This window comes from Salmonella sp. SAL-020 (genome assembly GCF_017372215.1).
Taxonomy (GTDB): domain Bacteria; phylum Pseudomonadota; class Gammaproteobacteria; order Enterobacterales; family Enterobacteriaceae; genus Salmonella; species Salmonella enterica.
The window spans coordinates 1-24,484 of sequence record NZ_CP071692.1; the positions used below are offsets into that span (position 1 = coordinate 1).

At 44.7% G+C, this 24,484-nt stretch carries 29 protein-coding genes and 2 pseudogenes; 9 read left to right on the plus strand and 22 right to left on the minus strand.

Annotated elements, in window-relative coordinates; all coding sequences use genetic code 11:
• The 4 genes from J1G48_RS23040 (at position 1) to ddp1 (J1G48_RS23055) (ending at position 2,666) form a co-directional block, all read left to right on the plus strand.
• Positions 1–870 carry a replication initiation protein gene (locus tag J1G48_RS23040; protein WP_001212191.1) on the plus strand — a complete coding sequence of 290 codons (870 nt, stop codon included), beginning with the start codon at positions 1–3 and terminating at the stop codon, positions 868–870.
• A 4-nt stretch (positions 871–874) separates the two neighbouring features.
• Positions 875–1,726, plus strand: coding sequence for a replication initiation protein (locus tag J1G48_RS23045; protein ID WP_000435059.1), 852 nt, complete (start codon positions 875–877; stop codon positions 1,724–1,726).
• A 3-nt stretch (positions 1,727–1,729) separates the two neighbouring features.
• The gene (locus J1G48_RS23050; protein WP_001074378.1) at positions 1,730–2,176 is read left to right on the plus strand and encodes a hypothetical protein; all 447 of its coding nucleotides are present in this window, start codon (positions 1,730–1,732) and stop codon (positions 2,174–2,176) included.
• Between the two features lie 136 nt (positions 2,177–2,312).
• Positions 2,313–2,666, plus strand: coding sequence for a DNA distortion polypeptide 3 (gene ddp1, locus J1G48_RS23055; RefSeq protein ID WP_024156393.1), 354 nt, complete (start codon positions 2,313–2,315; stop codon positions 2,664–2,666).
• A 537-nt stretch (positions 2,667–3,203) separates the two neighbouring features.
• Here the strand turns inward: ddp1 (J1G48_RS23055) and J1G48_RS23060 are convergent.
• The 3 genes from J1G48_RS23060 to J1G48_RS23070 all read right to left on the minus strand — a co-directional run bounded on the left by J1G48_RS23060 (position 3,204) and on the right by J1G48_RS23070 (position 5,594).
• Complete coding sequence (locus J1G48_RS23060; protein WP_000849600.1) at positions 3,204–4,268, minus strand: P-loop NTPase; 1,065 nt, start codon at positions 4,266–4,268, stop codon at positions 3,204–3,206.
• A 423-nt stretch (positions 4,269–4,691) separates the two neighbouring features.
• Positions 4,692–4,922 carry a plasmid partition protein ParG gene (locus J1G48_RS23065; RefSeq protein WP_000051066.1) on the minus strand — a complete coding sequence of 77 codons (231 nt, stop codon included), beginning with the start codon at positions 4,920–4,922 and terminating at the stop codon, positions 4,692–4,694.
• A gap of 51 nt (positions 4,923–4,973) precedes the next feature.
• Positions 4,974–5,594 carry a ParA family protein gene (locus tag J1G48_RS23070; RefSeq protein WP_000864788.1) on the minus strand — a complete coding sequence of 207 codons (621 nt, stop codon included), beginning with the start codon at positions 5,592–5,594 and terminating at the stop codon, positions 4,974–4,976.
• A 294-nt stretch (positions 5,595–5,888) separates the two neighbouring features.
• Here J1G48_RS23070 and J1G48_RS23075 point away from each other — a divergent pair, with 294 nt between their 5' ends.
• Entirely contained in the window at positions 5,889–6,533 is a 645-nt protein-coding gene (locus J1G48_RS23075; protein ID WP_000203205.1) for a recombinase family protein, read from the plus strand.
• A gap of 148 nt (positions 6,534–6,681) precedes the next feature.
• Here the strand turns inward: J1G48_RS23075 and dinQ are convergent, their stop codons facing one another.
• The 3 genes and pseudogenes from dinQ to J1G48_RS23085 all read right to left on the minus strand — a co-directional run bounded on the left by dinQ (position 6,682) and on the right by J1G48_RS23085 (position 10,925).
• Complete coding sequence (gene dinQ / locus J1G48_RS23080) at positions 6,682–6,765, minus strand: damage-inducible type I toxin DinQ (RefSeq protein WP_000565612.1); 84 nt, start codon at positions 6,763–6,765, stop codon at positions 6,682–6,684.
• Between the two features lie 563 nt (positions 6,766–7,328).
• Positions 7,329–7,442, minus strand: a pseudogene (locus J1G48_RS23620) (resolvase); the annotation flags it as partial.
• A 477-nt stretch (positions 7,443–7,919) separates the two neighbouring features.
• Complete coding sequence (locus J1G48_RS23085; protein ID WP_001143760.1) at positions 7,920–10,925, minus strand: Tn3-like element Tn3 family transposase; 3,006 nt, start codon at positions 10,923–10,925, stop codon at positions 7,920–7,922.
• A gap of 163 nt (positions 10,926–11,088) precedes the next feature.
• On the opposite strand from J1G48_RS23085, the gene J1G48_RS23090 reads away from it, so the two are divergent.
• The 3 genes and pseudogenes from J1G48_RS23090 to J1G48_RS23100 form a co-directional block, all read left to right on the plus strand.
• On the plus strand, positions 11,089–11,646 hold the full coding sequence (locus tag J1G48_RS23090; protein ID WP_001235713.1) for a recombinase family protein: 558 nt from the start codon (positions 11,089–11,091) through the stop codon (positions 11,644–11,646).
• A gap of 182 nt (positions 11,647–11,828) precedes the next feature.
• Positions 11,829–12,689: a broad-spectrum class A beta-lactamase TEM-1 gene (locus J1G48_RS23095; protein WP_000027057.1), complete on the plus strand. Its 861-nt coding sequence runs from the start codon at positions 11,829–11,831 to the stop codon at positions 12,687–12,689.
• Between the two features lie 209 nt (positions 12,690–12,898).
• Positions 12,899–13,303, plus strand: a pseudogene (locus tag J1G48_RS23100) (IS91 family transposase); the annotation flags it as partial.
• A 106-nt stretch (positions 13,304–13,409) separates the two neighbouring features.
• On the opposite strand, the gene J1G48_RS23105 reads toward J1G48_RS23100, so the two are convergent.
• From J1G48_RS23105 to sul2, 3 genes are read right to left on the minus strand one after another with little or no spacing between them, the layout of a single operon-like run.
• The gene (locus tag J1G48_RS23105) at positions 13,410–14,246 is read right to left on the minus strand and encodes an aminoglycoside O-phosphotransferase APH(6)-Id (protein ID WP_000480972.1); all 837 of its coding nucleotides are present in this window, start codon (positions 14,244–14,246) and stop codon (positions 13,410–13,412) included.
• Entirely contained in the window at positions 14,246–15,049 is an 804-nt protein-coding gene (gene aph(3'')-Ib, locus J1G48_RS23110; RefSeq protein ID WP_001082319.1) for an aminoglycoside O-phosphotransferase APH(3'')-Ib, read from the minus strand. Before aph(3'')-Ib ends, J1G48_RS23105 begins: the two co-directional genes overlap by 1 nt.
• 60 nt (positions 15,050–15,109) lie before the next feature.
• Positions 15,110–15,925 carry a sulfonamide-resistant dihydropteroate synthase Sul2 gene (gene sul2 / locus J1G48_RS23115; protein ID WP_001043260.1) on the minus strand — a complete coding sequence of 272 codons (816 nt, stop codon included), beginning with the start codon at positions 15,923–15,925 and terminating at the stop codon, positions 15,110–15,112.
• A 351-nt stretch (positions 15,926–16,276) separates the two neighbouring features.
• Here sul2 and J1G48_RS23120 point away from each other — a divergent pair, with 351 nt between their 5' ends.
• Positions 16,277–16,981, plus strand: coding sequence for an IS6-like element IS26 family transposase (locus tag J1G48_RS23120; RefSeq protein ID WP_001067855.1), 705 nt, complete (start codon positions 16,277–16,279; stop codon positions 16,979–16,981).
• Here J1G48_RS23120 and J1G48_RS23125 read toward each other — a convergent pair.
• The 13 genes from J1G48_RS23125 to J1G48_RS23190 all read right to left on the minus strand — a co-directional run bounded on the left by J1G48_RS23125 (position 16,927) and on the right by J1G48_RS23190 (position 23,420).
• Positions 16,927–17,358: a transcription termination/antitermination NusG family protein gene (locus J1G48_RS23125; protein WP_072204862.1), complete on the minus strand. Its 432-nt coding sequence runs from the start codon at positions 17,356–17,358 to the stop codon at positions 16,927–16,929. The two genes, J1G48_RS23120 and J1G48_RS23125, sit on opposite strands and share 55 nt — an antisense overlap.
• 352 nt (positions 17,359–17,710) lie before the next feature.
• Positions 17,711–18,877, minus strand: a complete 1,167-nt coding sequence (gene mobP1, locus J1G48_RS23130; protein WP_000539539.1) for a MobP1 family relaxase — start codon at positions 18,875–18,877, stop codon at positions 17,711–17,713.
• 2 nt (positions 18,878–18,879) lie between these two features.
• Complete coding sequence (gene ddp1, locus J1G48_RS23135) at positions 18,880–19,425, minus strand: DNA distortion polypeptide 1 (protein WP_000757692.1); 546 nt, start codon at positions 19,423–19,425, stop codon at positions 18,880–18,882.
• A gap of 325 nt (positions 19,426–19,750) precedes the next feature.
• Entirely contained in the window at positions 19,751–20,023 is a 273-nt protein-coding gene (locus J1G48_RS23145; RefSeq protein ID WP_000167280.1) for a hypothetical protein, read from the minus strand.
• Between the two features lie 16 nt (positions 20,024–20,039).
• A complete protein-coding gene (locus tag J1G48_RS23150; RefSeq protein WP_001567307.1) occupies positions 20,040–20,186 on the minus strand; it encodes a hypothetical protein in 147 nt (48 codons plus the stop codon).
• 69 nt (positions 20,187–20,255) lie between these two features.
• On the minus strand, positions 20,256–20,435 hold the full coding sequence (locus J1G48_RS23155) for a hypothetical protein (RefSeq protein ID WP_000439079.1): 180 nt from the start codon (positions 20,433–20,435) through the stop codon (positions 20,256–20,258).
• Positions 20,436–20,477: 42 nt separating this feature from the next.
• Positions 20,478–20,807, minus strand: a complete 330-nt coding sequence (locus J1G48_RS23160; protein ID WP_000866654.1) for a hypothetical protein — start codon at positions 20,805–20,807, stop codon at positions 20,478–20,480.
• A 93-nt stretch (positions 20,808–20,900) separates the two neighbouring features.
• Positions 20,901–21,143, minus strand: a complete 243-nt coding sequence (locus tag J1G48_RS23165) for a hypothetical protein (RefSeq protein ID WP_000008708.1) — start codon at positions 21,141–21,143, stop codon at positions 20,901–20,903.
• The gene (locus J1G48_RS23170) at positions 21,133–21,402 is read right to left on the minus strand and encodes a hypothetical protein (RefSeq protein WP_001006718.1); all 270 of its coding nucleotides are present in this window, start codon (positions 21,400–21,402) and stop codon (positions 21,133–21,135) included. Before J1G48_RS23170 ends, J1G48_RS23165 begins: the two co-directional genes overlap by 11 nt.
• Positions 21,403–21,410: 8 nt before the next feature.
• Positions 21,411–21,959, minus strand: coding sequence for a hypothetical protein (locus J1G48_RS23175; RefSeq protein ID WP_001178641.1), 549 nt, complete (start codon positions 21,957–21,959; stop codon positions 21,411–21,413).
• A 73-nt stretch (positions 21,960–22,032) separates the two neighbouring features.
• Positions 22,033–22,548, minus strand: a complete 516-nt coding sequence (locus J1G48_RS23180; protein ID WP_001025387.1) for a J domain-containing protein — start codon at positions 22,546–22,548, stop codon at positions 22,033–22,035.
• A gap of 349 nt (positions 22,549–22,897) precedes the next feature.
• Entirely contained in the window at positions 22,898–23,179 is a 282-nt protein-coding gene (locus J1G48_RS23185) for a type II toxin-antitoxin system RelE/ParE family toxin (RefSeq protein WP_000220561.1), read from the minus strand.
• A complete protein-coding gene (locus J1G48_RS23190) occupies positions 23,169–23,420 on the minus strand; it encodes a plasmid stabilization protein (protein WP_000121743.1) in 252 nt (83 codons plus the stop codon). The genes J1G48_RS23185 and J1G48_RS23190 overlap by 11 nt, the downstream gene beginning before the upstream one ends.
• Positions 23,421–24,484: the final 1,064 nt, after the last annotated feature.

The window sequence follows — 24,484 nt, forward strand, 5'->3', positions numbered from 1 at the left end:
ATGAGGTTTCAGGTGAGAACTGTAACAGGGTTAACGAAAGTCAGGCATAGAAATGAGGTTGGCGTTACTCTGGCATCTCTTTCTCTTTCAGCGAAAAGAGTCTTGTTTCTTGCACTTTGTCAGATTGACTCAAAAGAAATGTTGAATGATGAAATTTTAGAAGTTGATGCCGATCTTTTTTCTAAAACAACCACTTTGGATAAGTACGCCGCATATGCAGCATTAAAAGAAGGTGCAAAAGTTCTGGCTTCAACAACATTAGTGTTGAATAGAGATGATTTAAAAAATCTATCTAATGAACTGGGTATCGCTACATCTAAAAATAAGATGCCTGACAGACTGGATTTAAACTTAACTGAATTCTGTGCTTATTATGATCATCTGGCAATAGTTCGCATTAAGTTCACTAATACAGCGAAACGATATTTTTCAAAACTTATTGGTTCTGAAAATAGATATACCACACAGGTGTTAAAATCTGTTGTTATATTGAACAGTGTAAACTCCACAAACTTGTATCAGGTTATCAGAAAATACTATAGCTTAAATCCTGCGAGTAAATCCTTCGAAATTTCAGTTGATCAACTTAAAGACGAAATGGGACTTTATCATATTGAAAATGGTGAGAAGGTATACAAATATCCAAAGTACTCTTTTTTTATTCGTGATGTTATAAATAAAAGCATAAAGGAAATAATAGAAAAAACAGAGATAAAAACTATAAAGTTTACCGTTGTAGGAAAAAAAGGGCGTATGGTTCATATGTTAAAATTTGAATATTCTCTTAATGAAGACACGTCTATTTCTGATGAAGATACTAAATTCTTGGAGAAGTTTGATAAGGTAATTTCATATAAACAGAAAGGATAATATTATGGAACAAATAAAACTACACAAAGATAGTAATGTTTCAATAATCGTTATTCCAAATCATTTACTCAAAAATATCGGATGGGATGATGGTACGTTATTGGATGTGGTAAAATCAGATAATGCACTTCATATTAGAAGAAAGGAAGACGTCGTAGACTTAGTCACTAAACCTTGCGTGGATATTTTAACCGCTACGTTTAAAAATATTAAACCTGGAAAAATTATAAAGTATAATAGCAAGCTGAATGAAAGTCTTAATAAGCTCCACGTCTCAGCAAGGAGAGTCTTTTTTATTTGTTTGTATCTTTATTTTAATGGTAGGTATAACTCAGATGGGTCTATTTTAATCAGAGCTGATAAGTATGCTGAATTTATTGGTATAGATCGCACAATGGCATACAAACAGATGAAAGACGCAGCAGATTATTTTTCTTCCAATATAAAATTAATATCTCTTTGTGATTATATAAAAAATGAAGGGCTATTAAGAGTAGCTCTTTCTACTGAGACAATAAATTTTATTTCTGCTGTAGATGGTAGAAAATATCAAACTACAGTTGTATTGTATCAGTCTGCTGTAAAACTCAGTGGTCGATATTCATGGAATTTATATCAGTTGATAAAATCTCGGCTATTAGATAAATCCGGTGCTTTTAGCATTAAACTGGATGAATTAATGATTGAATTGAACTCTAGAGTAAATTTGGAATTTAAAGATTATAAAAAATCAGTTATTGGTCGGTCTATAGACGAAATTGTAGAAAAAACAGAAATTAAAAGTATTAAATGCGTTAATGCTGAGAGGCAGGGTAGAAGAGTCAGCAAAGTCCGTTTTGAGATCGAAATGAGGTAACTCATGGCTAAAATCTATCAATTCCCCCAGGGGGATGAACGCGGTAAATTCAGGGAAGAAATCGCCAGAGAACGTAAGAAACGTTTTGCTGTGAAAACAGGGAGCACCTTTGTTAAGTGGCTTGGATGGACCTGGTTTTATCTTCGTCTTCTGGCCGCCAGTGTTTTACATTTTATCTCTGTTTTTGTGTTAGCCATTCTTGGTGCGTTTAAATGGGCTGTGTTCTGGCTGGGGGGTATTTTGTGTGTCATCACCTGGTATCATCTCGATCACCAGTTATGGACGCCACAAAATCTGACTATACCGGTGATTACGGCAACCTGGATTTTGGGACTGCTGGCTGAGCCTCTGATGGAGCTGCTCAACAAAACTATGCCCTGGCACAAGTTACTTGTTCCCGAACCTGCGGACGAAAGCACCGAGAACAGTAGCGAGATAAGCCAGCAATGATGCTACTCAGCAGTTATGCCAGTCCCTGCCTTTTCACTGCGATGCAGGATAGGGCAAACGCCGCAAAATGACGTCTCTGACGCCATTCCGCAACGTTTGCCCGGTGACCTACAGTCGGTTCTTATTGGAGATGTTTATGAAATATCTGGTCAAAGAGTTTATTAACGAGAAATATTCTAAGGCTGTTAATATTTTAAAGGATAATCTTAAAGAATACTATCATGTTTTTTATGGTGTGAGATTAAGTGAGATTCTTTTTCCTACCAGTGAATATGGCACAGATGCTTTCTTTAAAGAATTTGAATTAATTAACAGTGTAATACTTCCATTAGTAATATTTGATTTTATAGACCGAAAGCCGATCATGGTTATCGGCTTTGAGGAAGTGCCTGGGATTGATTCACTTATTGACTCTGGTATGGAAGTTGTTTTGTTAGATGGTTTAAGCGATCTGCTACTGGTTGAAAAATTGATGCCATTGTTTGATTAAATCCCTGGAAATACATGTTACCCATTCGTATTAATGCATTTTACACGAACGATGTTTATTCCATTTACCTGTTTTCATAACTTCTCCCCTACGGAGAACTAACCAAACTGATCTGCATCTATGATCTTAATTATATAAAATTTGGGGGGCGTGATTCTAATGTCCTCATTGTATTGGTAACAATCTTTTTTCCATCGTTTTTATTTTGATATTTAATATTGCTCTCAATTGATTTTTACCGTTTCTTCATTCAATGATATGAGCGTCAAATTGATTAGATAATGGTGATTTTTACCCTCTATCATCAAAGCTTGTGAAGCTATTAATATACAAAAAATTTTCAGTCGTTTTTCTATTGTCTCACATATTTTTAAGAGAGAATCTGTATGCTGTTCGCCATTCACTTATGTAGGCCACTTCGTACTAATCGCTTCAATCTAAAGAACTTCACTTTTCCTTAGCGTTTGTTATCGCAGAAATTCCCACGGAACCCCTAAGACGGTAAAAGGGGTGCCGGCGTACAATCCCTAAAAGATATTAAACGAAATTTTGGATTATATAATCAGCTAAAACGTCATGTTCTGCCGACATAGTCTGCATTAGGGCTTTCTGAGGTCCTGACCAAGCCCCTCTGGCCAACACCCCCCTAGTAGGTGCTACGGTAGATAAATATCTGAGCGGGACCCCCTGTAAGATACTATCTGGAGCCATAACATTTAGGTCTTCAACTTTTGCGACAGGAGTGTCTGGAGTAAAAGAAGCCACTGCTGAGTATGTTTTTATAGATGCTAATTTGGGGCGAAGGTCATTTTTTACTGAATCAATTATTTTATCTCTATGGGCTGCATCAGCCGCGATCTCTGATGAGTTTTGTTGGCCTGGATTCTTTCTTTTATCAAATCCGTTGAAGACCCAACCTGCAAATTTAGGTGAACCTTTTTGGCTTATTAGAGAGTTATTTTGGGCTGAAGTTCTTCTAATACCCTGTTCCCAGTCGTCTCTAAATTTTGGTAAAGTTTCACCAATGAGTCCTATGCAGTAAGCCGAAAATATATCGGCAGTACATGGAACCAAGAAATAATCAGAACAGTAGAGAGCCGATCTGACTATCGTATTAAATGACGGCGGTACATCAATAAGAACATAATCGTATTCACAATTATTTAACTCTTGAGCTTTACTAGCAATTAAACTAGGTATCAAGAATCTGTTTACTGCGTTTCCAGCAATTAAATCTGTACCTACACTAATCACATCTGAAAGATTATTGAGCCAAAAGTCACCTGGAGCTATGTCTAACCTTCCTGAGCCAGGCTCCATGGGAAATTGTGGTGGGAATGTATGTACGACAGGGAGAATATCTTGTTGTATAAATGGTTGGCAAAATGCTCTTATCGTTTTACCATAAGGATTATTTGCATCCCTCTTTAAAAGGTCAGAGAAGCCAGTCTCACCAAGTAAAGCTATTGATAAATTGCATTGAGGATCGAAATCTATCAGCAAAACAGATTTTCCCTTTGCCGATAGAGATACACTTAAGTTCCAAGTCAGGGTCGTTTTTCCTACCCCGCCTTTGTTGTTAAATAGTGAAATAGTTTTCATTTTATTCCTTTCTTAGGCATTTTCAATGTTTAGAAATAACTACATCGGAGAATAGTGTAATACGTAATCGATTGCTTGATACCCGTATATAACCATCAACATGCACGACAAACCTTAAAATTGAAGTTTCCGTACAGTTTCTCATTCCGACAGAGTTTGTCACGCAAAAATTTACAGGTTTATAGATTTAATTTTCTTTAACTAACTGCAGGGGCTGAAGATTTCTTTCAGTGAGAAATCGCTTAGCGGGTGTTATCACAGAAATTCCCACGGACCCCATTTTGTCCGAACTCCTACTGATAGATTAAATCCTGAATCATCTAAGTTTTGCAGAATCAAGTAACTATTGGCTGTTGTACATAGCCAGGGCTGCTTTGAGAACAGTTGTTTTGCGTCGGCCTGTCTGTTCGCTTCGGCTTCCAATTATTCGTTCTCTTTGAGCCAGTTATCTACAAGCTGGTTCACCACGTCAGTGATTGATGTACCTTTCCTGGCGCATGCAGCCTTAAACCGGGTGTGCTTTTCTTCATCAAAATTAACGTTAACACGTTTGATTTTTCCAGATGATACTGGTGCTGTTACTACTCGTTCCAGATCTCTGTTTTCACCAAAGGTCATTTTTTTTACTGACGTATGCGCTTTTTCAAGTGACATTCAGGCTACTCCGGTTTTTATATTTATTTGATTATATGAGTAAATGTGTAATTACTCAAACATTCTAACTATCTCTTTTGTAAGGATTTCTATTTCACCTTTTGCAGCACCATCACTGGATTCAAACACGCTGTCGCCATCAAGAATTGATTTCACGTAAACCTGACGTTGTGTAATAGCTGTACGAAATGCTTTAACACCGGTGTCTTTGATACTTTCTTTAAGCACATTCAACATGGTTGCCATTTCTATCTTACGGGTGATCAGAAAGCGGGCTTCAACTTTGCGGCTGTAAGCCTGTGCTTCCAGAACAGTAACGACGCTTCCTGCTGCGGAGAAATCCAGAGGGCTGGGGGTGACAGGGATAATTACCAGATCGCTTACCATGACGGCTGCGGAGGTGATTACTGAGAGTGAACCTGCCCCGTCCACAATAGCAAAGTCATAGTCCGCCAGATCTTTTCGGATTCCATAGACGTCTTTTTCAGATGCTGCTGTAAATACGTCAAATGCTGCCTTGCCCGCTTTGCTCCAGTTCGTCAGGCTCATTTGTGGATCTGTATCTACCACAGCAATGTTGTATCCGCTCCTGCTCAACGCAGTGGCTATGTTGATTACGGCAGTTGTTTTACCTGAACCCCCTTTCGGATTCAGAAATGAGATCACCTTCATACTCAAATCCTCAATTGTGTGTCTACTCAATTACTCCTGTGAGTTTTTGAGTTTATCATACTCTTTGTATGAGTAAAGGTTAATATGAGTTTATGTGTATATGAGTTAAGGAGTATCTGCTCATTTGAGTTGTCTTGTGTATATGAGTGTTTGAGTTTATGAGTGTGTAGTGACAAGGTCACATCTACTCATTATTTGTTTTTTGGTTCTTTTAGAGTGTGCCTTTCCTGTCGATCCACTTTCTGGTGCATTTTGGGTATAGTGGTGTGACCTTATGCGAACTGGTTCTGTAATATGACTTCAAATGCACCAACAAGCTTTGTCCGCGCTTATCTGAGAGCTTCAACAGCAGAACAGGATGCTTCGCGTGCCCAGGAAACTATCGAGGCTTTTGCCAGGGAAAGAGGCCTGATTATTTGCAGCTACTATATTGAGAATGAATCCGGCTCCCGTCTTGAGCGCCCGGAACTTTTTCGTCTTCTGAGAGATTGCCAGCAAAATGATATTTTGCTTATCGAGGATGTGGACAGACTTTCCCGCCTGTCAGGGGAAGACTGGAATACGCTGAAGAAAATGATCCGGCAGAAAGACATCCGGGTTATGGCGGTGAATGTGCCGACGACCTGGATTAATTCTGGTATGAGTGAGTTTGACAGTCGGTTGTTTGCAGCCATTAACGATATGCTGCTGGATATGCTGGCCGCTGTTGCCAGAAGGGACTATGAACAACGGCGGGAACGGCAGAAACAAGGGATAGAGAAAGCAAGGAAAGACGGCAAATATAAAGGGCGTAAACCTAATCAAGCCAGACATGATGCAATTATCAGGTTGATTGAGAGCGGAAGCTCCTGGACACAGGTACAGAAAATACTGGGGTGCAGCCGTGGCACAATAAGCAGTGCGCTAAAACGTAAAACCGGGCAGAAATCCAGTAAGTAGAGGGGGCTAATATATCTGAAAGGCAGGGTATTAACTCAGGAGGTTGGGTGTGTGGTGTTTAGTCAATGTAATTGAATATTGTAACTAAAATATGGTTTTATTAAAGGCCGGAGGTGGTTAGCCCCCGGCCTTAGTTACGTCTCCGCCATCAGCCCATCAACTGGAGAAGGTAGCGAATCAGTTCAAGAAGCGAGATTAGCGCCCCCAGAACGATGATTGCTTTATCAATCATCCGTTTACTCCATTATATGGAGCAGACTCCCGATACTTACTCTTACACTGCCTGTCATATCGGTTGTTCTTCGATGTTGGTTGAAGACAGTTCCACTCCAGCCAGAGCACTGACAACAGCACCACCTGTTTTTCAGCCAGGACTTAAAATCGCTTAATCCTTGCGGGAAGGCTGGAGTTATAACGGTTCAGAACCAACCAGCGTATTATACGCATAAGCGGATACGGTTGCATTCCATATCATGTAGACATATTATGTCTATGTTGGTTGAAGAGAGTTCTTCTCCAGCCAGAGCCACCAACTCAAGGCTGGAAAGCACAAAAAAGCCCGATTAGCAGTCGGGTTTTTTTGTGCCTGTTGTTCAGTTGTACTTCCGTTTTTTCCCCTTCATTTGAGGGATTTTTCTTTCATTTTTTGTTGCGGCCAATACTGCTGATCGCGTAGGCCAACAGAACGATGCCGTTACCGGCATTATCATGAATCCCGTTTTTTCAGTAAGTTGCAGCATACAAAGTAATTAAAAAAACGTCATTTCTTGTTGATGTATGCAGTAGCGGTGGTGCGCTACGTGAAATCTGGAAAATGTTGGCGGGTAAGTGACTCAATTTTTTAATCTCCGCACCTGTTTTTCTGGACGTGCCAGCAATTATGACCTGAAGCAGAGGTGCGTCCGACAACAAGAATTCCGATCACCAAAAAAAAATTTGGACATTTTTTCCGATAATGCATTTTTGTCAGAGGAATATGAACGACAGGGCAGGGTGAAAAGGAAGCGGTTATCCTGAATAACCCAGGATATGGGCACATATGCCGGAACAGGGCACCAGATAAAGGAACAGAACATGTGAATGTTGTAACTAATGAGGTATGGACAGAATCACCTGAATGTCCAAGTGTGCGAGGAATTAAACAAGGGGCGTAAAAAAAGCCGCTTACGCAGCCTCAGTTTTCTCTTGAACTCCTGAAGTCTATGTAGTTGATAAACTCAATAATATAGTAGGCAACCACGCCTGTACCTATATAGATAGCGCCTAATTCCAGTAACTCACTCATTGAAGCGTACTCCTGAATAACACTCTATTGCACATAGTAGCAAGCCAGATCCCGCGCAACCAGTATAAGGGGTCTGACGCTCAGTGGAACGAAAACTCACGTTAAGCAACGTTTTCTGCCTCTGACGCCTCTTTTAATGGTCTCAGATGTCCTTTGGTCACCAGTTCTGCCAGCGTGAAGGAATAATGGCCGAGCATATTGATATGTCCGTGGCAAAGCGGGGAGAGGCGTGCGATATCTTCATCATTCAGTGTTTCACCCTGCGCCCGGAGATGATCCAGGGCTGCCTGCATATAAATAGTGTTCCATAACACGACGGCGTTAGTGACCAGCCCCAGTGTGCCCAGTTGATCTTCCTGACCGTCGGTATATCGTTTTCTTATCTCACCTTTTTGACCGTGACAGATGGCTCTGGCAACGGCATGGCGACTTTCTCCCCGATTAAGCTGGGTCAGAATGCGCCGGCGGTAATCTTCATCATCAATATAATTAAGCAGATACAGCGTTTTGTTGATGCGCCCCACTTCAATGATTGCCTGAGTCAGTCCGGAAGGACGTTCACTTTTCAGCAATGAACGGACCAGCACTGAAACCTGTACTTTGCCCAGCTTCAGGGAGCCAGCGGTCCGGATCATTTCGTCCCACTGAAGGACTATTTTTCGGGGATCTGATTGCCCTCTGGCAATATCATTCAGCACGCCATAGTCGGCATCATGGTCCATTCGCCAGAAAACCGAAGCACCGGCATCAGCCAGGCGTGGAGAAAACTGGTATCCCAGCAGCCAGAAAAGGCCAAAGACAAGTTCGCTGGCACCTGCTGTATCGGTCATAATTTCGGTTGGATTCAGCCCGGTCTCCTGTTCCAGAAGACCTTCCAGCACAAAGATAGAGTCCCTCAGCGTCCCCGGTATAACGATGCCATGAAAGCCGGAATACTGATCGGACACAAAGTTGTACCAGGTGATCCCTCTGTTATTACCAAAGTATTTGCGGTTCGGTCCGGCATTGATTGTTCTGACTGGCGTAACAAAGCGCATTCCATCTGCAGATGCCACTTCTCCTCCACCCCATATCTGTGCCAGTGGCAGCGTTGCCTGAAAATCAACCAGTCTGGCATTAGCGCTGGTGATAGTTTCAGCCCGCAGATAGTTCGCTTTTGTCCAGTTCAGCCGGTGTCGGGTCAGTGCAGGAACATTTGATCTGATCAGTGGTTCCAGACCGATATTGCAGGCTTCAGCCATCAGCACGGCGCTGATGCTGACGGGCAGATCATCAACTCTGGCACTGGCTTCACTAGCATGGAAAAACTCATCAGCAAATCCGGTATGGGCGTTAATTTCGAGCAGCAACTCCGTTAAATCCACCGGAGGGAGTAGATCACTGATCATTTTGCTCAGTCGTTTCAGACTGTCCGGCTCATCAAGACTGGCGAGGGGAGAAATTGTCAACCGGGGCTTCGGGCCAGAAACATCGAGTTCGACAGCCTCATTTTCGCAAAGACGTGCAGCAACCTGTCTGTAACGACTATCAAGCTGATGACCCAGAGATTTTATTGCTTCCTGCGGGTCTGTCGGGTGCCCCAAAGAACGATAAACCTTAATCCGGTTTGCCTGCCAGTCAGCACCCTGTAGTAATCTTGCACGAGGATCTCCCCACCGGTTACTGCCGGTAACGTAGACATCCCTCCGCCTCAGACTATCCTGCAGTTTACTGAGAAAGCAGAGCGTGTATCCCCTGCGGGTGATATGTTTTTCCTTGTTAATCACCAGCCGTTTCCATGACCGACTGATAATTTCCGTTGGTGCGTCGTCAAAAAACTGCCGCCGTGAGCTGAACTCCCGGCTGAGGTAGTCACAGGCATTCAGAGTGGTAACCCCGGCAGGTGCGGATGAAAATTTAACGGTATTCAGCAGATGGGGCAGGAAACGACGAACGCGCCCGTACTGCTCCACCATTTCTTCATGAAAATTATCGTCTGAGGGCCGGGCAATTTCACGGACAAGCGTGATGATTTCAGCCAGCTTTTGCCTTGGGATGTAGCTGAACACCTCAGCACGAATCGATTCGTCCGGTGTTTCTTCTTTCAGCAGGTACGAACATGCGCTGGCGAGCGCCAATGCAGATTTATCCAGATCCTTCAGCGAGCGGAGCCGTTTTTTCTGCCCAATCTTTCTGGCGTCACGGATGATAACGGCCAGCATGGCGTCCAGAACGTCCAATGCATCATCCAGCGCCAGCGTTTCCCATGCAAGGACAAAGGCAACCAGAACCGCCATCCTTTTCTGCGGTGACATCCTGGCAATATTGAACACCGAAGTCATACCAGCATAACGTGCGAGATTTTTCAGGCGCACAGCCGGGAGTGTACTCAGGTTTTCAGCATGCAGGCCAAAATCGTTCAGAGTTTTCCAGCGTTCAATTGCTTCATTAAACGCCGGACCACTGATGGTCACAGGGCCCTTTTTCAGTGATTCCAGTAAAGACAGGCGGCTGCAATCAGTTGGCCCCAGCAGCATCTCCAGCTGTGAACGCTGTTCGGCTGACGGTATCAGTGCCAGTTTGTTCCACAGGCGCAACGTCGCCTTTTCCCTTACCTCTGAAATCAACCGGGTCAGCGTAGTGGCTCCGGGGAGAATAATACGATGTTGCATAAGCCACCCTGTCGCCAGATCGAAAAGCAGGCCAGGACGTTCGTTGCTTATCCAGCTCCGGGTATATAAAAGACGGGTAAGGCGAAATGTCCAGGGCCAGGCAAATTCACGATACTGATAGTGCTGACGTATCAGCGCTGCATGCTCACGGCGGGTATTTTCCCTCTGACCGTATTCTGCAAGAACGGTGATATCACGAATCCCGAGCTGTCTGGCGGTAAAATGCCGGACGCCGGAAGGAATATGATTCATATCGGTGAGGAAGGTGCCCAGAAAACGGACACATCCAATTTGCAGGGCAATGCCCAGACGGTTGTGATCACCTCTGCTTTTTCCGATAAATTCCTTGTCTGCTTCATCAAGGTGAAAATATCGTGCCAGCTGAAGCTCATCCGGTTCACCGGTGAATCTGCCATAGCTTTCAGTCTGCTCAGTGGTCAGAAAGTCAACGGGCATATCGGCCTCCCTGCCTGACGGGCATTTAGTAACATTTTTCCAACCGTACGAAATGTTATAAATTATCGGACATCGTAAAACTGTTACATTAATATGTCTATTAAATCGTAAATTTGTAATAATAGACATGAGTTGTCCGATATTCGATTTAAGGTACATTTTTATGCGACTTTTTGGTTACGCTCGGGTCTCAACCAGTCAGCAGTCTCTTGATCTTCAGGTCAGAGCACTCAAAGACGCAGGTGTGAAAGCAAACCGTATATTTACCGATAAGGCATCCGGCAGTTCAACAGACCGGGAAGGGCTGGATTTGCTGAGGATGAAGGTGGAGGAAGGTGATGTCATTCTGGTTAAGAAGCTCGACCGTCTTGGCCGCGACACTGCCGATATGATCCAACTGATAAAGGAATTTGACGCTCAGGGCGTGGCAGTCCGGTTCATTGATGACGGGATCAGTACCGACGGTGATATGGGGCAAATGGTGGTCACCATCCTGTCGGCTGTGGCACAGGCTGAACGCCGGAGGATCCTAGAACGCACGAATGAGGGCCGACAGGAAGCAAAGCTGAAAGGAATCAAATTTGGCCGCAGGCGTACCGTGGACAGGAACGTCGTGCTGACGCTTCATCAGAAGGGCACTGGTGCAACGGAAATTGCTCATCAGCTCAGTATTGCCCGCTCCACGGTTTATAAAATTCTTGAAGACGAAAGGGCCTCGTGATACGCCTATTTTTATAGGTTAATGTCATGATAATAATGGTTTCTTAGACGTCAGGTGGCACTTTTCGGGGAAATGTGCGCGGAACCCCTATTTGTTTATTTTTCTAAATACATTCAAATATGTATCCGCTCATGAGACAATAACCCTGGTAAATGCTTCAATAATATTGAAAAAGGAAGAGTATGAGTATTCAACATTTTCGTGTCGCCCTTATTCCCTTTTTTGCGGCATTTTGCCTTCCTGTTTTTGCTCACCCAGAAACGCTGGTGAAAGTAAAAGATGCTGAAGATCAGTTGGGTGCACGAGTGGGTTACATCGAACTGGATCTCAACAGCGGTAAGATCCTTGAGAGTTTTCGCCCCGAAGAACGTTTTCCAATGATGAGCACTTTTAAAGTTCTGCTATGTGGTGCGGTATTATCCCGTGTTGACGCCGGGCAAGAGCAACTCGGTCGCCGCATACACTATTCTCAGAATGACTTGGTTGAGTACTCACCAGTCACAGAAAAGCATCTTACGGATGGCATGACAGTAAGAGAATTATGCAGTGCTGCCATAACCATGAGTGATAACACTGCTGCCAACTTACTTCTGACAACGATCGGAGGACCGAAGGAGCTAACCGCTTTTTTGCACAACATGGGGGATCATGTAACTCGCCTTGATCGTTGGGAACCGGAGCTGAATGAAGCCATACCAAACGACGAGCGTGACACCACGATGCCTGCAGCAATGGCAACAACGTTGCGCAAACTATTAACTGGCGAACTACTTACTCTAGCTTCCCGGCAACAATTAATAGACTGGATGGAGGCGGATAAAGTTGCAGGACCACTTCTGCGCTCGGCCCTTCCGGCTGGCTGGTTTATTGCTGATAAATCTGGAGCCGGTGAGCGTGGGTCTCGCGGTATCATTGCAGCACTGGGGCCAGATGGTAAGCCCTCCCGTATCGTAGTTATCTACACGACGGGGAGTCAGGCAACTATGGATGAACGAAATAGACAGATCGCTGAGATAGGTGCCTCACTGATTAAGCATTGGTAACTGTCAGACCAAGTTTACTCATATATACTTTAGATTGATTTAAAACTTCATTTTTAATTTAAAAGGATCTAGGTGAAGATCCTTTTTGATAATCTCATGACCAAAATCCCTTAACGTGAGTTTTCGTTCCACTGAGCGTCAGACCCCTAAAAGAACTTTCCGCTAAGCGATAGACTGTATGTAAACACAGTATTGCAAGGACGCGGAACATGCCTCATGTGGCGGCCAGGACGGCCAGCCGGGATCGGGATACTGGTCGTTACCAGAGCCACCGACCCGAGCAAACCCTTCTCTATCAGATCGTTGACGAGTATTACCCGGCATTCGCTGCGCTTATGGCAGAGCAGGGAAAGGAATTGCCGGGCTATGTGCAACGGGAATTTGAAGAATTTCTCCAATGCGGGCGGCTGGAGCATGGCTTTCTACGGGTTCGCTGCGAGTCTTGCCACGCCGAGCACCTGGTCGCTTTCAGCTGTAAGCGTCGCGGTTTCTGCCCGAGCTGTGGGGCGCGGCGGATGGCCGAAAGTGCCGCCTTGCTGGTTGATGAAGTACTGCCTGAACAACCCATGCGTCAGTGGGTGTTGAGCTTCCCGTTTCAGCTGCGTTTCCTGTTTGGGGTCGTTTGCGGGAAGGGGCGGAATCCTACGCTAAGGCTTTGGCCAGCGATATTCTCCGGTGAGATTGATGTGTTCCCAGGGGATAGGAGAAGTCGCTTGATATCTAGTATGACGTCTGTCGCACCTGCTTGATCGCGGCCGCGATAGCTAGATCGCGTTGCTCCTCTTCTCCATCCGCGTTCCAAGCTGCGGAAAGGCACCCATAAGCGTACGCCTGGTCGAGCAGGCGACGCGGATCGACGTCCAGCGCACGAGAGAATGCGTCCGCCATCTGTGCAATGCGTCTAGGATCGAGACAAAGGTCGTCTCTGTCAGCCGGATCGTAGAACATATTGGCGGCGCCAAAGCCCACTTCACCGACCAGACCGACGGGATCTATCACCAGCCAGCCGCGACTGGAGAACATGATGTTTTCATGATGCAGATCGCCATGTAGCCCACGCAGTTCCGAGGCATTGCTCATCATTTGATCGGCTATAATCGCCGCGTGGACGTAGTCAGTTTGACAACCTGCGTTTTGATCATCGCGCGCCCGCTGAAACAAAGCTGCAAAGCGATCCCGGATCGGGAGAAGGGCAGAAGGCAGGGGTTCCTCAGATGCGGCATACAGCTTCGCCATTAGTTCCGCTGCAATTTCGGTCGCCTGGTAGTCGCCGTGCTCGGCAACGATGTGAGAGAGCATTCGCTCCCCGGCATATTCGAGCAACATCAGATTGTTCTCACGACCGAGCAACCGGACTGCTCCCCTCCCATTGCGCCATACCAGATAGTCGGCCCCGCGCAGTTCATCAGCAATGTCTTTTATAGGTTTCAATCCCTTGACGATTGCAGGAGTCCCGTCTGGCAATGAAACTTTCCAAACGAGGCTGGAAAAGGTGTCCGCAATGAGAACAGGTTGCGAAACGTGCCAATGAGCAGGAAAAACAGGCGGCATGAACATCAACCCCAAGTCAGAGGGTCCAATCGCAGATAGAAGGCAAGGCGTTCGCGGTCGGGGGCTTCGATCCCCAATACATTGAATAGGACAGCGAAGGCGCGCTCTGCTTCATCTGGCGCTGCCCAGTTCTCTTCGGCGTTAGCAATCATGAGTGCCAAATCGGCATAGCGATCTGCTGTTCCGAGCCGCCCAAGGTCGATCAGACCCGTGCATTGAAGAGTTTTAGGGTCCACCATGAAGTTCGGCATGCAGGGATCACCATGGCAAACAACCATATCGGTGCGCTCTTGGTCGAGCCGCACCGGTAGCTCTCGTTCGACACGAGCCAAAAGATCGAGCTGCGGCGTACTCTTGTCCTCGTCCGGTAAGAAGTCGGGATTGACGGCATTGCGGGACACCACATCAACGGCGCGTCCGAACATTCGCGACAGCCTGCGCTCAAACGGACATTGATCAACCGATAGGCTGTGAACAGCGCCAAGTTGCTGCCCCATTGACGGCCACGCTTTGAGCAAATCCGCTCCAGACAGATCAGCCGCCGGTACTCCCGGAATTGCCGTTATCACCAAGCATGCACCCTCCTGTTCCTCCTGCCAGTTGATGACCTCGGGGCAAGCCACACCTCGACCTTTGAGCCAAATGAGGCGGTCACGCTCTCCAGCGAGCTCACCGCGGCGGGAAGCAGGTGCGATTTTCGCGAAGGCATGCCCGTCACCACGTCGAAAAACAAAATCACCAGATTCTCCGCCTCTGACAGGCAACCAGTCAGAATGCGATTCACCAAAAAAAATATTAGTTCGATTCAATGGAGGTTCCTTCAGTTTTCTGATGAAGCGCGAATATAGAGAAATATCCCGAATGTGCAGTTAACGAATTCTTGCGGTTTCTTTCAGCGCCGCCAATACCGCCAGCCCGTCGCGCAAGGGGCGCGGCTCGTGTGTGCGGATGAAGTCAGCTCCACCTGCGGCGGCGGCAAGCTCTGCAGCGAGTGTCGCGGCCCCGACATCCCCCGGACCACGGCCTGTGAGCGCGCGCAGAAAGGATTTGCGCGAAACAGACAGAAGCACCGGCAAATCGAAGCGCAGCCGCAATTCATCGAACCGCGCCAGCACCGAGAGCGAGGTTTCGGGAGCAGCCCCCAGAAAAAACCCCATGCCGGGATCAAGGACAAGGCGGTTGCGTTTGATACCGGCACCCGTCAGCGCCGCGATGCGCGCGTCAAAGAACGCCGCAATGTGATCCATGATGTCGCCAGCGGGTGCCTCGCGCCGATCTGCCTGCCCGTCTTGCACCGAATGCATAACGACGAGTTTGGCAGATGATTTCGCCAATTGCGGATAGAACGCAGCGTCTGGAAAACCGCGAATATCATTGAGATAGGCCACACCACGCGACAAGGCATAGGCTTGCGTCGCGGGTTGATAACTGTCGAGCGAGACGGGAATGCCATCTGCCTTGAGCGCGTCCAGCACCGGCGCGATACGCGCGATTTCTGTGTCGGACGAAACAGGCGCGGCGTCGGGATTGCTGGATGCCGGACCGAGGTCGATCACATCTGCCCCCTCGGCCATCAGCTTACGCGCCTGCGCAATGGCTGCGTCTGGCGCCAGATACCGGCCTCCATCGGAGAAACTGTCCGAGGTTATGTTGACGATGCCGAAAATGATGAGCGATTTATTCATGGGGGCTTCTATAATAATAATAATCGAGCATGAGTCTCATACGGATGCTCGGGTCGAAAGGGAATCCCCAGGCGAGTAACCTGTTTGCGGTGATCCATTAGCTGCAGGAGCAGAATAGCATACATCTGGAAGCAAAGCCAGGAAAGCGGCCTATGGAGCTGTGCGGCAGCGCTCAGTAGGCAATTTTTCAAAATATTGTTAAGCCTTTTCTGAGCATGGTATTTTTCATGGTATTACCAATTAGCAGGAAAATAAGCCATTGAATATAAAAGATAAAAATGTCTTGTTGGCACTGTTGCAAATAGTCGGTGGTGATAAACTTATCATCCCCTTTTGCTGATGGAGCTGCACATGAACCCATTCAAAGGCCGGCATTTTCAGCGTGACATCATTCTGTGGGCCGTACGCTGGTACTGCAAATACGGCATCAGTTACCGTGAGCTGCAGGAGATGCTGGCTGAACGCGGAGTGAATGTCGATCACTCCACGATTTACCGCTGGGTTCAGCGTTATGCGCCTGAAATGGAAAAACGGCTGCGCTGGTACTGGCGTAACCCTTCCGATCTTTGCCCGTGGCACATGGATGAAACCTACGTGAAGGTCAATGGCCGCTGGGCGTATCTGTACCGGGCCGTCGACAGCCGGGGCCGCACTGTCGATTTTTATCTCTCCTCCCGTCGTAACAGCAAAGCTGCATACCGGTTTCTGGGTAAAATCCTCAACAACGTGAAGAAGTGGCAGATCCCGCGATTCATCAACACGGATAAAGCGCCCGCCTATGGTCGCGCGCTTGCTCTGCTCAAACGCGAAGGCCGGTGCCCGTCTGACGTTGAACACCGACAGATTAAGTACCGGAACAACGTGATTGAATGCGATCATGGCAAACTGAAACGGATAATCGGCGCCACGCTGGGATTTAAATCCATGAAGACGGCTTACGCCACCATCAAAGGTATTGAGGTGATGCGTGCACTACGCAAAGGCCAGGCCTCAGCATTTTATTATGGTGATCCCCTGGGCGAAATGCGCCTGGTAAGCAGAGTTTTTGAAATGTAAGGCCTTTGAATAAGACAAAAGGCTGCCTCATCGCTAACTTTGCAACAGTGCCAAAAAATCTTCTCCTGCTCTTTTACTTCATTTATGACACTTAGAGGAACTTCAGCAGGATATTCACCAAAACTGACCAGTCCATAAACATTTTTCATCCGGGTAAAGCAGGATGGATGTACAACCTCAAAATCCAGAAGAACGAATACATAACCGGGAAACATTGGCATGATTTGTCCCCTGTATGCACTACAGTCACGCCTCTTATAGAAAGTGCGTATAACTGGATTGTAGTAAGCGATACCGCTCCGGGATAACTGCAACAGAACCGACTGATGAAAATGCGGAGAACACTGAAGCAGGTAAAACTGTTTCTGTCCTTTCATACTCAATCCCCGATATACGGATGTGACAAAACACAAGCCAACCGTGGTTGCTTGTGAGAAATCACGCCCCTATGAAGAGAGACTTTTTACTATTGCGCGAAGTTTATACTACAAGTGGCTTATGCTAAGTTCAACACATAAAACAGATCTTTCGATCTTGATAAATCAATTTTACTTTCATTTATTCCACATAAGCAACAAAACACAGAATATTCATCTTTTGCAGATCTATTTTTTAGATCGATAGATCGAATGATAGCTAAAACGCAGAATTTCGATCTGTTTTTAAGGTGAAAAGATGAGCAAGCGAACTAAAATAAAGATTTTTCTTTCATAATCAATACATTAAATCTTATAAACCCCAAAACTTAATCCCTGTTTTCAGCTTCTGTTCTGACTGTAACGTGGATGCTTTCTGCTGCGTAAACTGCGCCATTCGCTGTTGTTGCTTCAGCAGCATATCAGGGCTGTTCAGTACCAGCTCTTTGCTGGCTGAAGGTGTTCTGTCTACGCCCTTAACCCCCAGATTTTCTAACTGCCACTCATTTCTGTGAACCGTTTTCCAGCCATGCTGAACACCGTTTTTATCGAGCGCCGGGATTTTTACTTCTTTCTGACCAAGTTTCTTCAGTCTGACAAGATCACCTGCTTTAACGCTTTCCCGCGAACATAAGCCCCCAAAATCAGCCCCCCAGTATGTTTTCTCAACCCCCTTGTTAAGAGTCTTTAGCTTTATAAAATGTTGCTTAGACTTTGTTTTATCGTTCTGATAATGGTCATAGCCAATATCAACAACCTCATAAACACCTTTCTGTCTTTTTGGTGCTGTATTATGTGCATCTTTAACAGACTGATTAAGTCCATGCTGTTGCTTATGGGTCGCTTTAACGTCATAACCTTTTAACTTCAACTCTTCACAAAAACCTGTACGAATTTCCCGTAAATCTTTTTTCCTGATATCAGCGCGTTTACCGTCATTATCTCGGATACGAAAAACAACATGAACGTGAGGATGTTCTTTCTTGTCACAGTGGTATCCAAGAACAAAACGGTGATTAGGATATTTTTTCTGCATCGTTTTCCTGACAGACTCCAGCAAATCTTCAGGCTTTGCTTTCGCTGAAACTGGAGGCGAGAAGACAATATTCTGTGTGATTTTTTTATTTTCTTTACCTTTATCATTCATCACATGCTGAGGATCATTAGCACGATCTATCATGTGCTCTTTAGCCTCCAGAATTTCGTCACCAGTCCATACCCGACCGCTTTCACTCATCACTGGTAGCTCTGACTCACGGCTCATATAATCAATACTGTTCCGAATCCCCTGACGAGTAACAGCACCTCCAGATATTTTGACAACAACCTCCTTACTGGCACCCTTGCGGTTGATACGTTCCTGAACATTGCGGCTATAGTTCTTTCCACCATTTTTGACTTTATGAGCGAAAGCTGACTTACGACCATTTTCTGATGACTTTCGTTTAACACGATATTCTTTATCAACGTAAACGCCCATAATCACATCTCCACTTTATTTGAAACAGTTCTCCCTTTACATAACATAATGTAATTCTCAAACTGATTCTTAAGATTAAAAATTTCTGTTGTAAGACGCTCCGCATCCTGATAGAAACCATCTTTATCAAGAACCCTGGTCTGATCATTAACAATGATATAATGGAAATTACGACCGATCTTATCAATTGAATTACGGCAACGATTCATCATCAGCAGTTCCTGGTCAAAGAAATCCAGTTCATTTTCAAGTGTCGTTTGTATGCGGTAACGACATTCTCGGGATAACGTCCATCCGTGACGATTAGCAGCTCTTTCAATATCAGCCCTTTGTTTACCTGTTAAGTACATCGTTGTTTTGATAAAATCATTATTATCAAAAAACGTATTTATACCCTTACTGCCAGCTTTACTTTTTAATAAAGCATTTGCTAAAAGTTTCATGCCTTTAGCTACTGTTAAAGCTGGTTCATCTGGATAAAGAGTTTTAAGGCAATCCAGCAAATCATCATGCTGATTTTCATCAATTCTGAATTGAACTTTTTTCATAAAATTCTCCGACAAGAACCGACTGTAGGTCACCGGGCAAACGTTGCGGAATGGCGTTAGAGACGTCATTTTGCGGCGTTTGCCCTATCCTGCATCGCAGTGGATCTGGCACCGCTCATAAATTGTGCTTGAGCATCAACAAAAATGCAAAAAGGCCGATGTTGTCATGGCTGAACATACGTGCGTCTGCGACCGGAAACTCGATCAATGCGGTAAGGACAGTGCCGTCAGGTTCGCTCCGCGAACGGTCTGGCAGGAAGCGCAAGCGCAGTCCCGCGCAATATATCAGAAAGCACCTCCCGAAATACGGGAGGGCTTCGGCTATTCAGCTAAGGTTGCTCTGTTCAGGTTGCTGAGTGTAGCCTTCCATGCCCTGACGGGCATCAAAAAGCCAGCGCCGGAAGTTACTCATTCTTTCAAGGTTAGCTTTGCTTGGTTTTTTGCCACGATTACCACTTAATATCCGCCATACTCGTATTCCTGCTTTATTAGTCCAGTGCAGAACAATTTCTCCTTTGCTGTTAAAAGCAAGAGAAAAACGTACAGCGCCTTGCCGCAACTCTCCACTGACAAAGGACACAAAATCAGATTTTGTCATAAAGCCTCCGGTTTATTTATCTGTTCTCTTTTGTGTCTTTTTTTTCCAGTGCTTTTCTGAGTAATGCCATATACTCAGGAAAGACATGGAATGGCATCAAAGGGAAAACCGGACGCCCACCCTTTTCAACGTCATTTATTGCTGATAATATGCGTTCCGACATTTTATTCCTCGCAACAGAATCAAGTGTCACGGTATCAGGTTGCCCCACAACCTGATACCATCTTTATCTTTACTTTATTAACTTCTCAATTGCTTCTTTTTTTGCTTTCTCCTGTTCTGATGGTGGGTATGCAAGGTCATACCAGTTATCAATACAACGAATAACTCTTTCTTTAGATAATCCACATTGCTCAAACCAAAATTTTATATTTCGGTTTAATGATGCTTTTGCGCTAAACTCTCTTTCCATTTTCAGACCTTTACTAAAAGGGGGAATATCCCCCCTGATTAATTAGTAGTAAGAAGAAAATCGATGTTTTTCTTCCGGTAGAGTTTTATACGCAGTTTCAAAATCTTCGATTTTGATTGCCAGCTCATCACCAAAATCTTTTATCTGGCGCTTAAAACATTCACCAGTAAAATCATTTAAAACGGGAGTTTTAAAGCCGACCATTGAATCGGTATATTCTGAATTAGCGCGAATCTCGCGAACGGTGACGGTTTTTTTACCGTGAACGGAAAGAACCTGGTAGAAGGTTACATTGGTTTGCTCATAGCCCCATGATGATACAAAGACATCACCAACAGAGACAGTATCATTTTTAAAAGTTAATACTTTCATTTTTAGCTCCCGCCCGTTTGGGCAACTGGATCATGGTAAGGAACTATTCCTGACCTACAAACAAATTATACCATCAAATGATGGTAATGCAATTTATTTAGTCTCTTTATTCTGATTTTTTTCTCGCTTTACTAGCTGGTAATCGGGATGTTCATCAGCCAGGAGCAAAAGTAATTCATACGTACCAGCGGCTAGACCGCGAGATGTTTTGCCGGATGTTTCTTTGGCCTGCCAGGCTGATAACGAAAAACCAAACCGTTTAGCGGCTTCCTGCTGCGTAAAGCCAGCTTTGATACGAGCTTGTTTCACCTCTTCAGGTGTGGGTTTAAAACTCATGATTTAGTACCTTCACAATAGTATCTGTATAGAATTGCAATAAAATTGGATCATCAATTTCATCTTTAACGTTACAGAATTCTTCATAATAAAATGATTTATGGAAAACAACCTTTTTAGTTGTTTTTTTATCCGCTTCTTTAGAGCGAACTTTCATTAGTTTTTCAAGTTCAATAAACAAACGTGTTGCATCTTCAGACACAACAATCCTGTATGTTACATTACCTTTATTTTTCCTGTCGCTCAGGACTTCATTCATCTTTTGCCTCATAGCTGTTTAATAAACCCCGCTACCTTTATGAGCTGATCCACACTCAGGCCACGTATTACCATTTCAAAACCGCCGCCCCGTTCTGACACGTTACCATCTAACCCATTCTCAACTTTAAAACCGGTCAATGTCCCATGCCAGCTATCAAGACGTATTAAACGAGATAGCATTCCTTTCAGAATTTGCGTTTGCTCCCGTTTTTTTTGTAACTGCCTTTCATATTCCATTGCCTTCTCTACATTTTCGAAAGCATCTGTCAGGATTTTCTTTTCAATATCGGCGGCAATTTCTACAGGGTTACGTTCTGGCGATACAGTGCAAGTATGGTAAGGACTTCGCCAACTTCGACTATCTACGCTTCCAATGATAACTAACCTTCCCTTCTCCATTCGAATATGTATAGAGTAATTTTTATACTGAGGCGAGGTTAGTTTTATCCTGTACTGGCAATCATCGAGCAGGTTTACACGCCAGCCGTTCCCCAGGATTCGACATACGATTTCAAAAACGGGTTGATACCGTTCAAAAAACTTATCGTTTTGCATATTCCTCCCAACTGACACCTTCGTTATTTAGTGAACATATTTATAATAATAAGGGGCTTTCGCCCCCTTCTGGTTACGCTCTGGTTTCCACTTGTTGCCATCCCGTCGCCCTGCGCTGTCCGGTCGAACCATATTTTGCGCGGATTTCCTCTATCGTGTGTTCTTCACGGTTCCAGTAACTTTTATGTTCTTCCGGACGATAAAACCATTGTTTTTTCTTTGCGGCCCATTTACACCCGATTTCTTTTAACGTTTCTTTATGAGTAATGGTTTCACCACTAATCCATACCCAATTACCAATAACTTCATAGACAATTCCAGTCAGGCCGGAAAGAGTATTCAAAACTTTTTCCAGATCTTCACCGTAGTTGTAACGTGCGTTTTCATCAGTGCTTTGAAACTGATTAATTTTGTCAATGTTAGCCATGAGAAAATCAAACGCAGCGTTAACTGCTTTCATCAGTTCGGCACCCAGTGGATTACGATCTGGATGATATTTTAAAGCCGCTTTTCTGTAGGCCGCCTTGATGTCCTTTTCAGTCAGATCGCCGGATAAACCAAAAATGTTTAATGCTTCCTGAATATTCATTTTTCGCTCCCGCCCGTTTGGGCTGCTGGAATCTGGCAGGGAACCATTCCCAACCAACAAACTCATCATACCATCATATGATGGTATGGCAAGTTTTTTATGCCCGTCAGGGCATGGAAGGCGACACACCAGACGCCGAATAGAATTGCCATTCCCGAATCGCCGGAAACAAACCAGCTTAATTAAGATCAGGGACATCCCCCCTCCCTGCAAAGCCCATTACCGGACTAACAACACGCAATTAGCCTTTCGCAGTTAGCGCGTAAGCTTGCGAACGGTACGCCGTGACGGTGTGTAGCATCTGCGCGTCTGAGCGGCTGCAGCCGCGAATTACGGGGCGGGTTTCAGTTCAGCGCATATCTGCAATCTGATAAACTTCGCTGCTTTCCCTTCTTCCAACAGCAATAACGAGTAAAACGACTTTCTCATCAATGACTTGATATACAAGTCTGTAGCCAGATGCACGAAGTTTGATTTTATAGCGATCAGCATGACCATGTAACCGGGCTGCGGGTACGCGTGGATTTTCCAGCCGTTCTGCCAGCTTCTTTTTGAATTGTTCACGGATGGTGTGGCCGAGTTTCTGCCATTCCTTCAGTGCTCTGCGGTCAAAAGCCAGTTCATAGGTCATCCAGGTTAACCTTCACAATTTCCGGGTTTTTCATGCGCTCATCAGCAACAGCGTTTAACTCAGCATCTTCAGCGAGTTCCCGATAGTAGGCGTAAAGTTTTGGTGGAACGCAATAGAACGCCGGTTCGTTTCGGTTCAGGATCGCAACAGCGTCCCCTTCACCTTCAGCTACGGTTCCCATAGGATTTTTTTTCAGGTCAGTAATACTGGCCGCTGTGGTTGTCAGAATTTGATAGCTCATAAGTCCTCCGCTTGTCTTATTGGCATAATAGCATCTTTAAAAGTACTCTTAAAAGTGCTTGTGTTGAGAAAAACATCAGAACAGGTGAGGTATGGCTCTTTCCGACATCGCCTTAAAACGCTCTGTAACGCGTTCTGAGCGTTTTTTCCCGTTTCGTTATAGTCAGCTACGGTTTAACGGTTTTTAACGCCGCTCAACGCTTTTTAGCGGCCTTGTTGCTGTGATCTGTTGCCATGATCCGGATAGGAGTTCAATCTTGATCAAAATTTCCTCAAGGCAACGACTGTTTTGTAAATACCCTCTAAAACGCGCTGTATCGCATTCTGAGCGATTTTTTCGATTTCACATGGTTTTCCTCATGGTTACATCGAACAAAGCGTTAGAAAGCGATTCAGGGCTTCTCAGTGAAAGATCCAAAAAGGATCAATCAACGGATCGTATGATCTGAACTCTTCTGGTTTTGAGAAAGGAGACACCGCTCGCCGCAGCCGAACGACCGAGCGTAGCGAGTTAGTGAGCGAGGAAGCGGAACAGCACAGGGATAACATCAGGCAATTACGCGCAGTGGTTAAAAAGCGAGCATATTGTTTTTATGTGTGGTTGTCCTGGTTCAGAGTGATCTGTCCTCCGGGTTTACGCAAAGTTATCCACAGGCTCTGTGCATTTAAAAAACTTATCTTTTCTTCTTGATCTTAAAAACTTAAAAACTTAGAGAGCCGTAACCTCATGAAAAACATAATAAAAAAACGCTAAAGTTGAGAGGATTTTTAACATAAGTTGAGAAGATTTTTAAGTAAGGTTGAGAAGATTTTTAACTAAAGATGAGAGGATTTTTAAGTAAGGTTGAGAAGATTTTTAACTAAAGATGAGAGGATTTTTAAGTGTATCCACAGATTTAAAAAAGATCATGAAAAACATAATGTTATGAATTCATTTTAATGTGAATACATAAAGATCTTTATATCTAAAGGTGATAAGCTTTTTAAGAAAAGGTTGTAGTTTGTAGTTGATATACAACCTTTCAGGGGTTATCATTTAGTCAATTGATATGGCTTATTCTATAT

Bases quoted from the DNA above. Each gene is read 5' to 3' on its own strand.
- J1G48_RS23040 (WP_001212191.1), top strand. From the start codon at position 1: ATGAGGTTTCAGGTGAGAACTGTAACAGGGTTAACGAAAGTCAGGCAT.
- J1G48_RS23045 (WP_000435059.1), top strand. From the start codon at position 875: ATGGAACAAATAAAACTACACAAAGATAGTAATGTTTCAATAATCGTT.
- J1G48_RS23050 (WP_001074378.1), top strand. From the start codon at position 1,730: ATGGCTAAAATCTATCAATTCCCCCAGGGGGATGAACGCGGTAAATTC.
- ddp1 (WP_024156393.1), top strand. From the start codon at position 2,313: ATGAAATATCTGGTCAAAGAGTTTATTAACGAGAAATATTCTAAGGCT.
- J1G48_RS23060 (WP_000849600.1), bottom strand. From the start codon at position 4,268: ATGAAAACTATTTCACTATTTAACAACAAAGGCGGGGTAGGAAAAACG.
- J1G48_RS23065 (WP_000051066.1), bottom strand. From the start codon at position 4,922: ATGTCACTTGAAAAAGCGCATACGTCAGTAAAAAAAATGACCTTTGGT.
- J1G48_RS23070 (WP_000864788.1), bottom strand. From the start codon at position 5,594: ATGAAGGTGATCTCATTTCTGAATCCGAAAGGGGGTTCAGGTAAAACA.
- J1G48_RS23075 (WP_000203205.1), top strand. From the start codon at position 5,889: ATGACTTCAAATGCACCAACAAGCTTTGTCCGCGCTTATCTGAGAGCT.
- dinQ (WP_000565612.1), bottom strand. From the start codon at position 6,765: ATGATTGATAAAGCAATCATCGTTCTGGGGGCGCTAATCTCGCTTCTT.
- J1G48_RS23085 (WP_001143760.1), bottom strand. From the start codon at position 10,925: ATGCCCGTTGACTTTCTGACCACTGAGCAGACTGAAAGCTATGGCAGA.
- J1G48_RS23090 (WP_001235713.1), top strand. From the start codon at position 11,089: ATGCGACTTTTTGGTTACGCTCGGGTCTCAACCAGTCAGCAGTCTCTT.
- J1G48_RS23095 (WP_000027057.1), top strand. From the start codon at position 11,829: ATGAGTATTCAACATTTTCGTGTCGCCCTTATTCCCTTTTTTGCGGCA.
- J1G48_RS23105 (WP_000480972.1), bottom strand. From the start codon at position 14,246: ATGTTCATGCCGCCTGTTTTTCCTGCTCATTGGCACGTTTCGCAACCT.
- sul2 (WP_001043260.1), bottom strand. From the start codon at position 15,925: ATGAATAAATCGCTCATCATTTTCGGCATCGTCAACATAACCTCGGAC.
- J1G48_RS23120 (WP_001067855.1), top strand. From the start codon at position 16,277: ATGAACCCATTCAAAGGCCGGCATTTTCAGCGTGACATCATTCTGTGG.
- J1G48_RS23125 (WP_072204862.1), bottom strand. From the start codon at position 17,358: ATGAAAGGACAGAAACAGTTTTACCTGCTTCAGTGTTCTCCGCATTTT.
- mobP1 (WP_000539539.1), bottom strand. From the start codon at position 18,877: ATGGGCGTTTACGTTGATAAAGAATATCGTGTTAAACGAAAGTCATCA.
- ddp1 (WP_000757692.1), bottom strand. From the start codon at position 19,425: ATGAAAAAAGTTCAATTCAGAATTGATGAAAATCAGCATGATGATTTG.
- J1G48_RS23145 (WP_000167280.1), bottom strand. From the start codon at position 20,023: ATGACAAAATCTGATTTTGTGTCCTTTGTCAGTGGAGAGTTGCGGCAA.
- J1G48_RS23150 (WP_001567307.1), bottom strand. From the start codon at position 20,186: ATGTCGGAACGCATATTATCAGCAATAAATGACGTTGAAAAGGGTGGG.
- J1G48_RS23155 (WP_000439079.1), bottom strand. From the start codon at position 20,435: ATGGAAAGAGAGTTTAGCGCAAAAGCATCATTAAACCGAAATATAAAA.
- J1G48_RS23160 (WP_000866654.1), bottom strand. From the start codon at position 20,807: ATGAAAGTATTAACTTTTAAAAATGATACTGTCTCTGTTGGTGATGTC.
- J1G48_RS23165 (WP_000008708.1), bottom strand. From the start codon at position 21,143: ATGAGTTTTAAACCCACACCTGAAGAGGTGAAACAAGCTCGTATCAAA.
- J1G48_RS23170 (WP_001006718.1), bottom strand. From the start codon at position 21,402: ATGAATGAAGTCCTGAGCGACAGGAAAAATAAAGGTAATGTAACATAC.
- J1G48_RS23175 (WP_001178641.1), bottom strand. From the start codon at position 21,959: ATGCAAAACGATAAGTTTTTTGAACGGTATCAACCCGTTTTTGAAATC.
- J1G48_RS23180 (WP_001025387.1), bottom strand. From the start codon at position 22,548: ATGAATATTCAGGAAGCATTAAACATTTTTGGTTTATCCGGCGATCTG.
- J1G48_RS23185 (WP_000220561.1), bottom strand. From the start codon at position 23,179: ATGACCTATGAACTGGCTTTTGACCGCAGAGCACTGAAGGAATGGCAG.
- J1G48_RS23190 (WP_000121743.1), bottom strand. From the start codon at position 23,420: ATGAGCTATCAAATTCTGACAACCACAGCGGCCAGTATTACTGACCTG.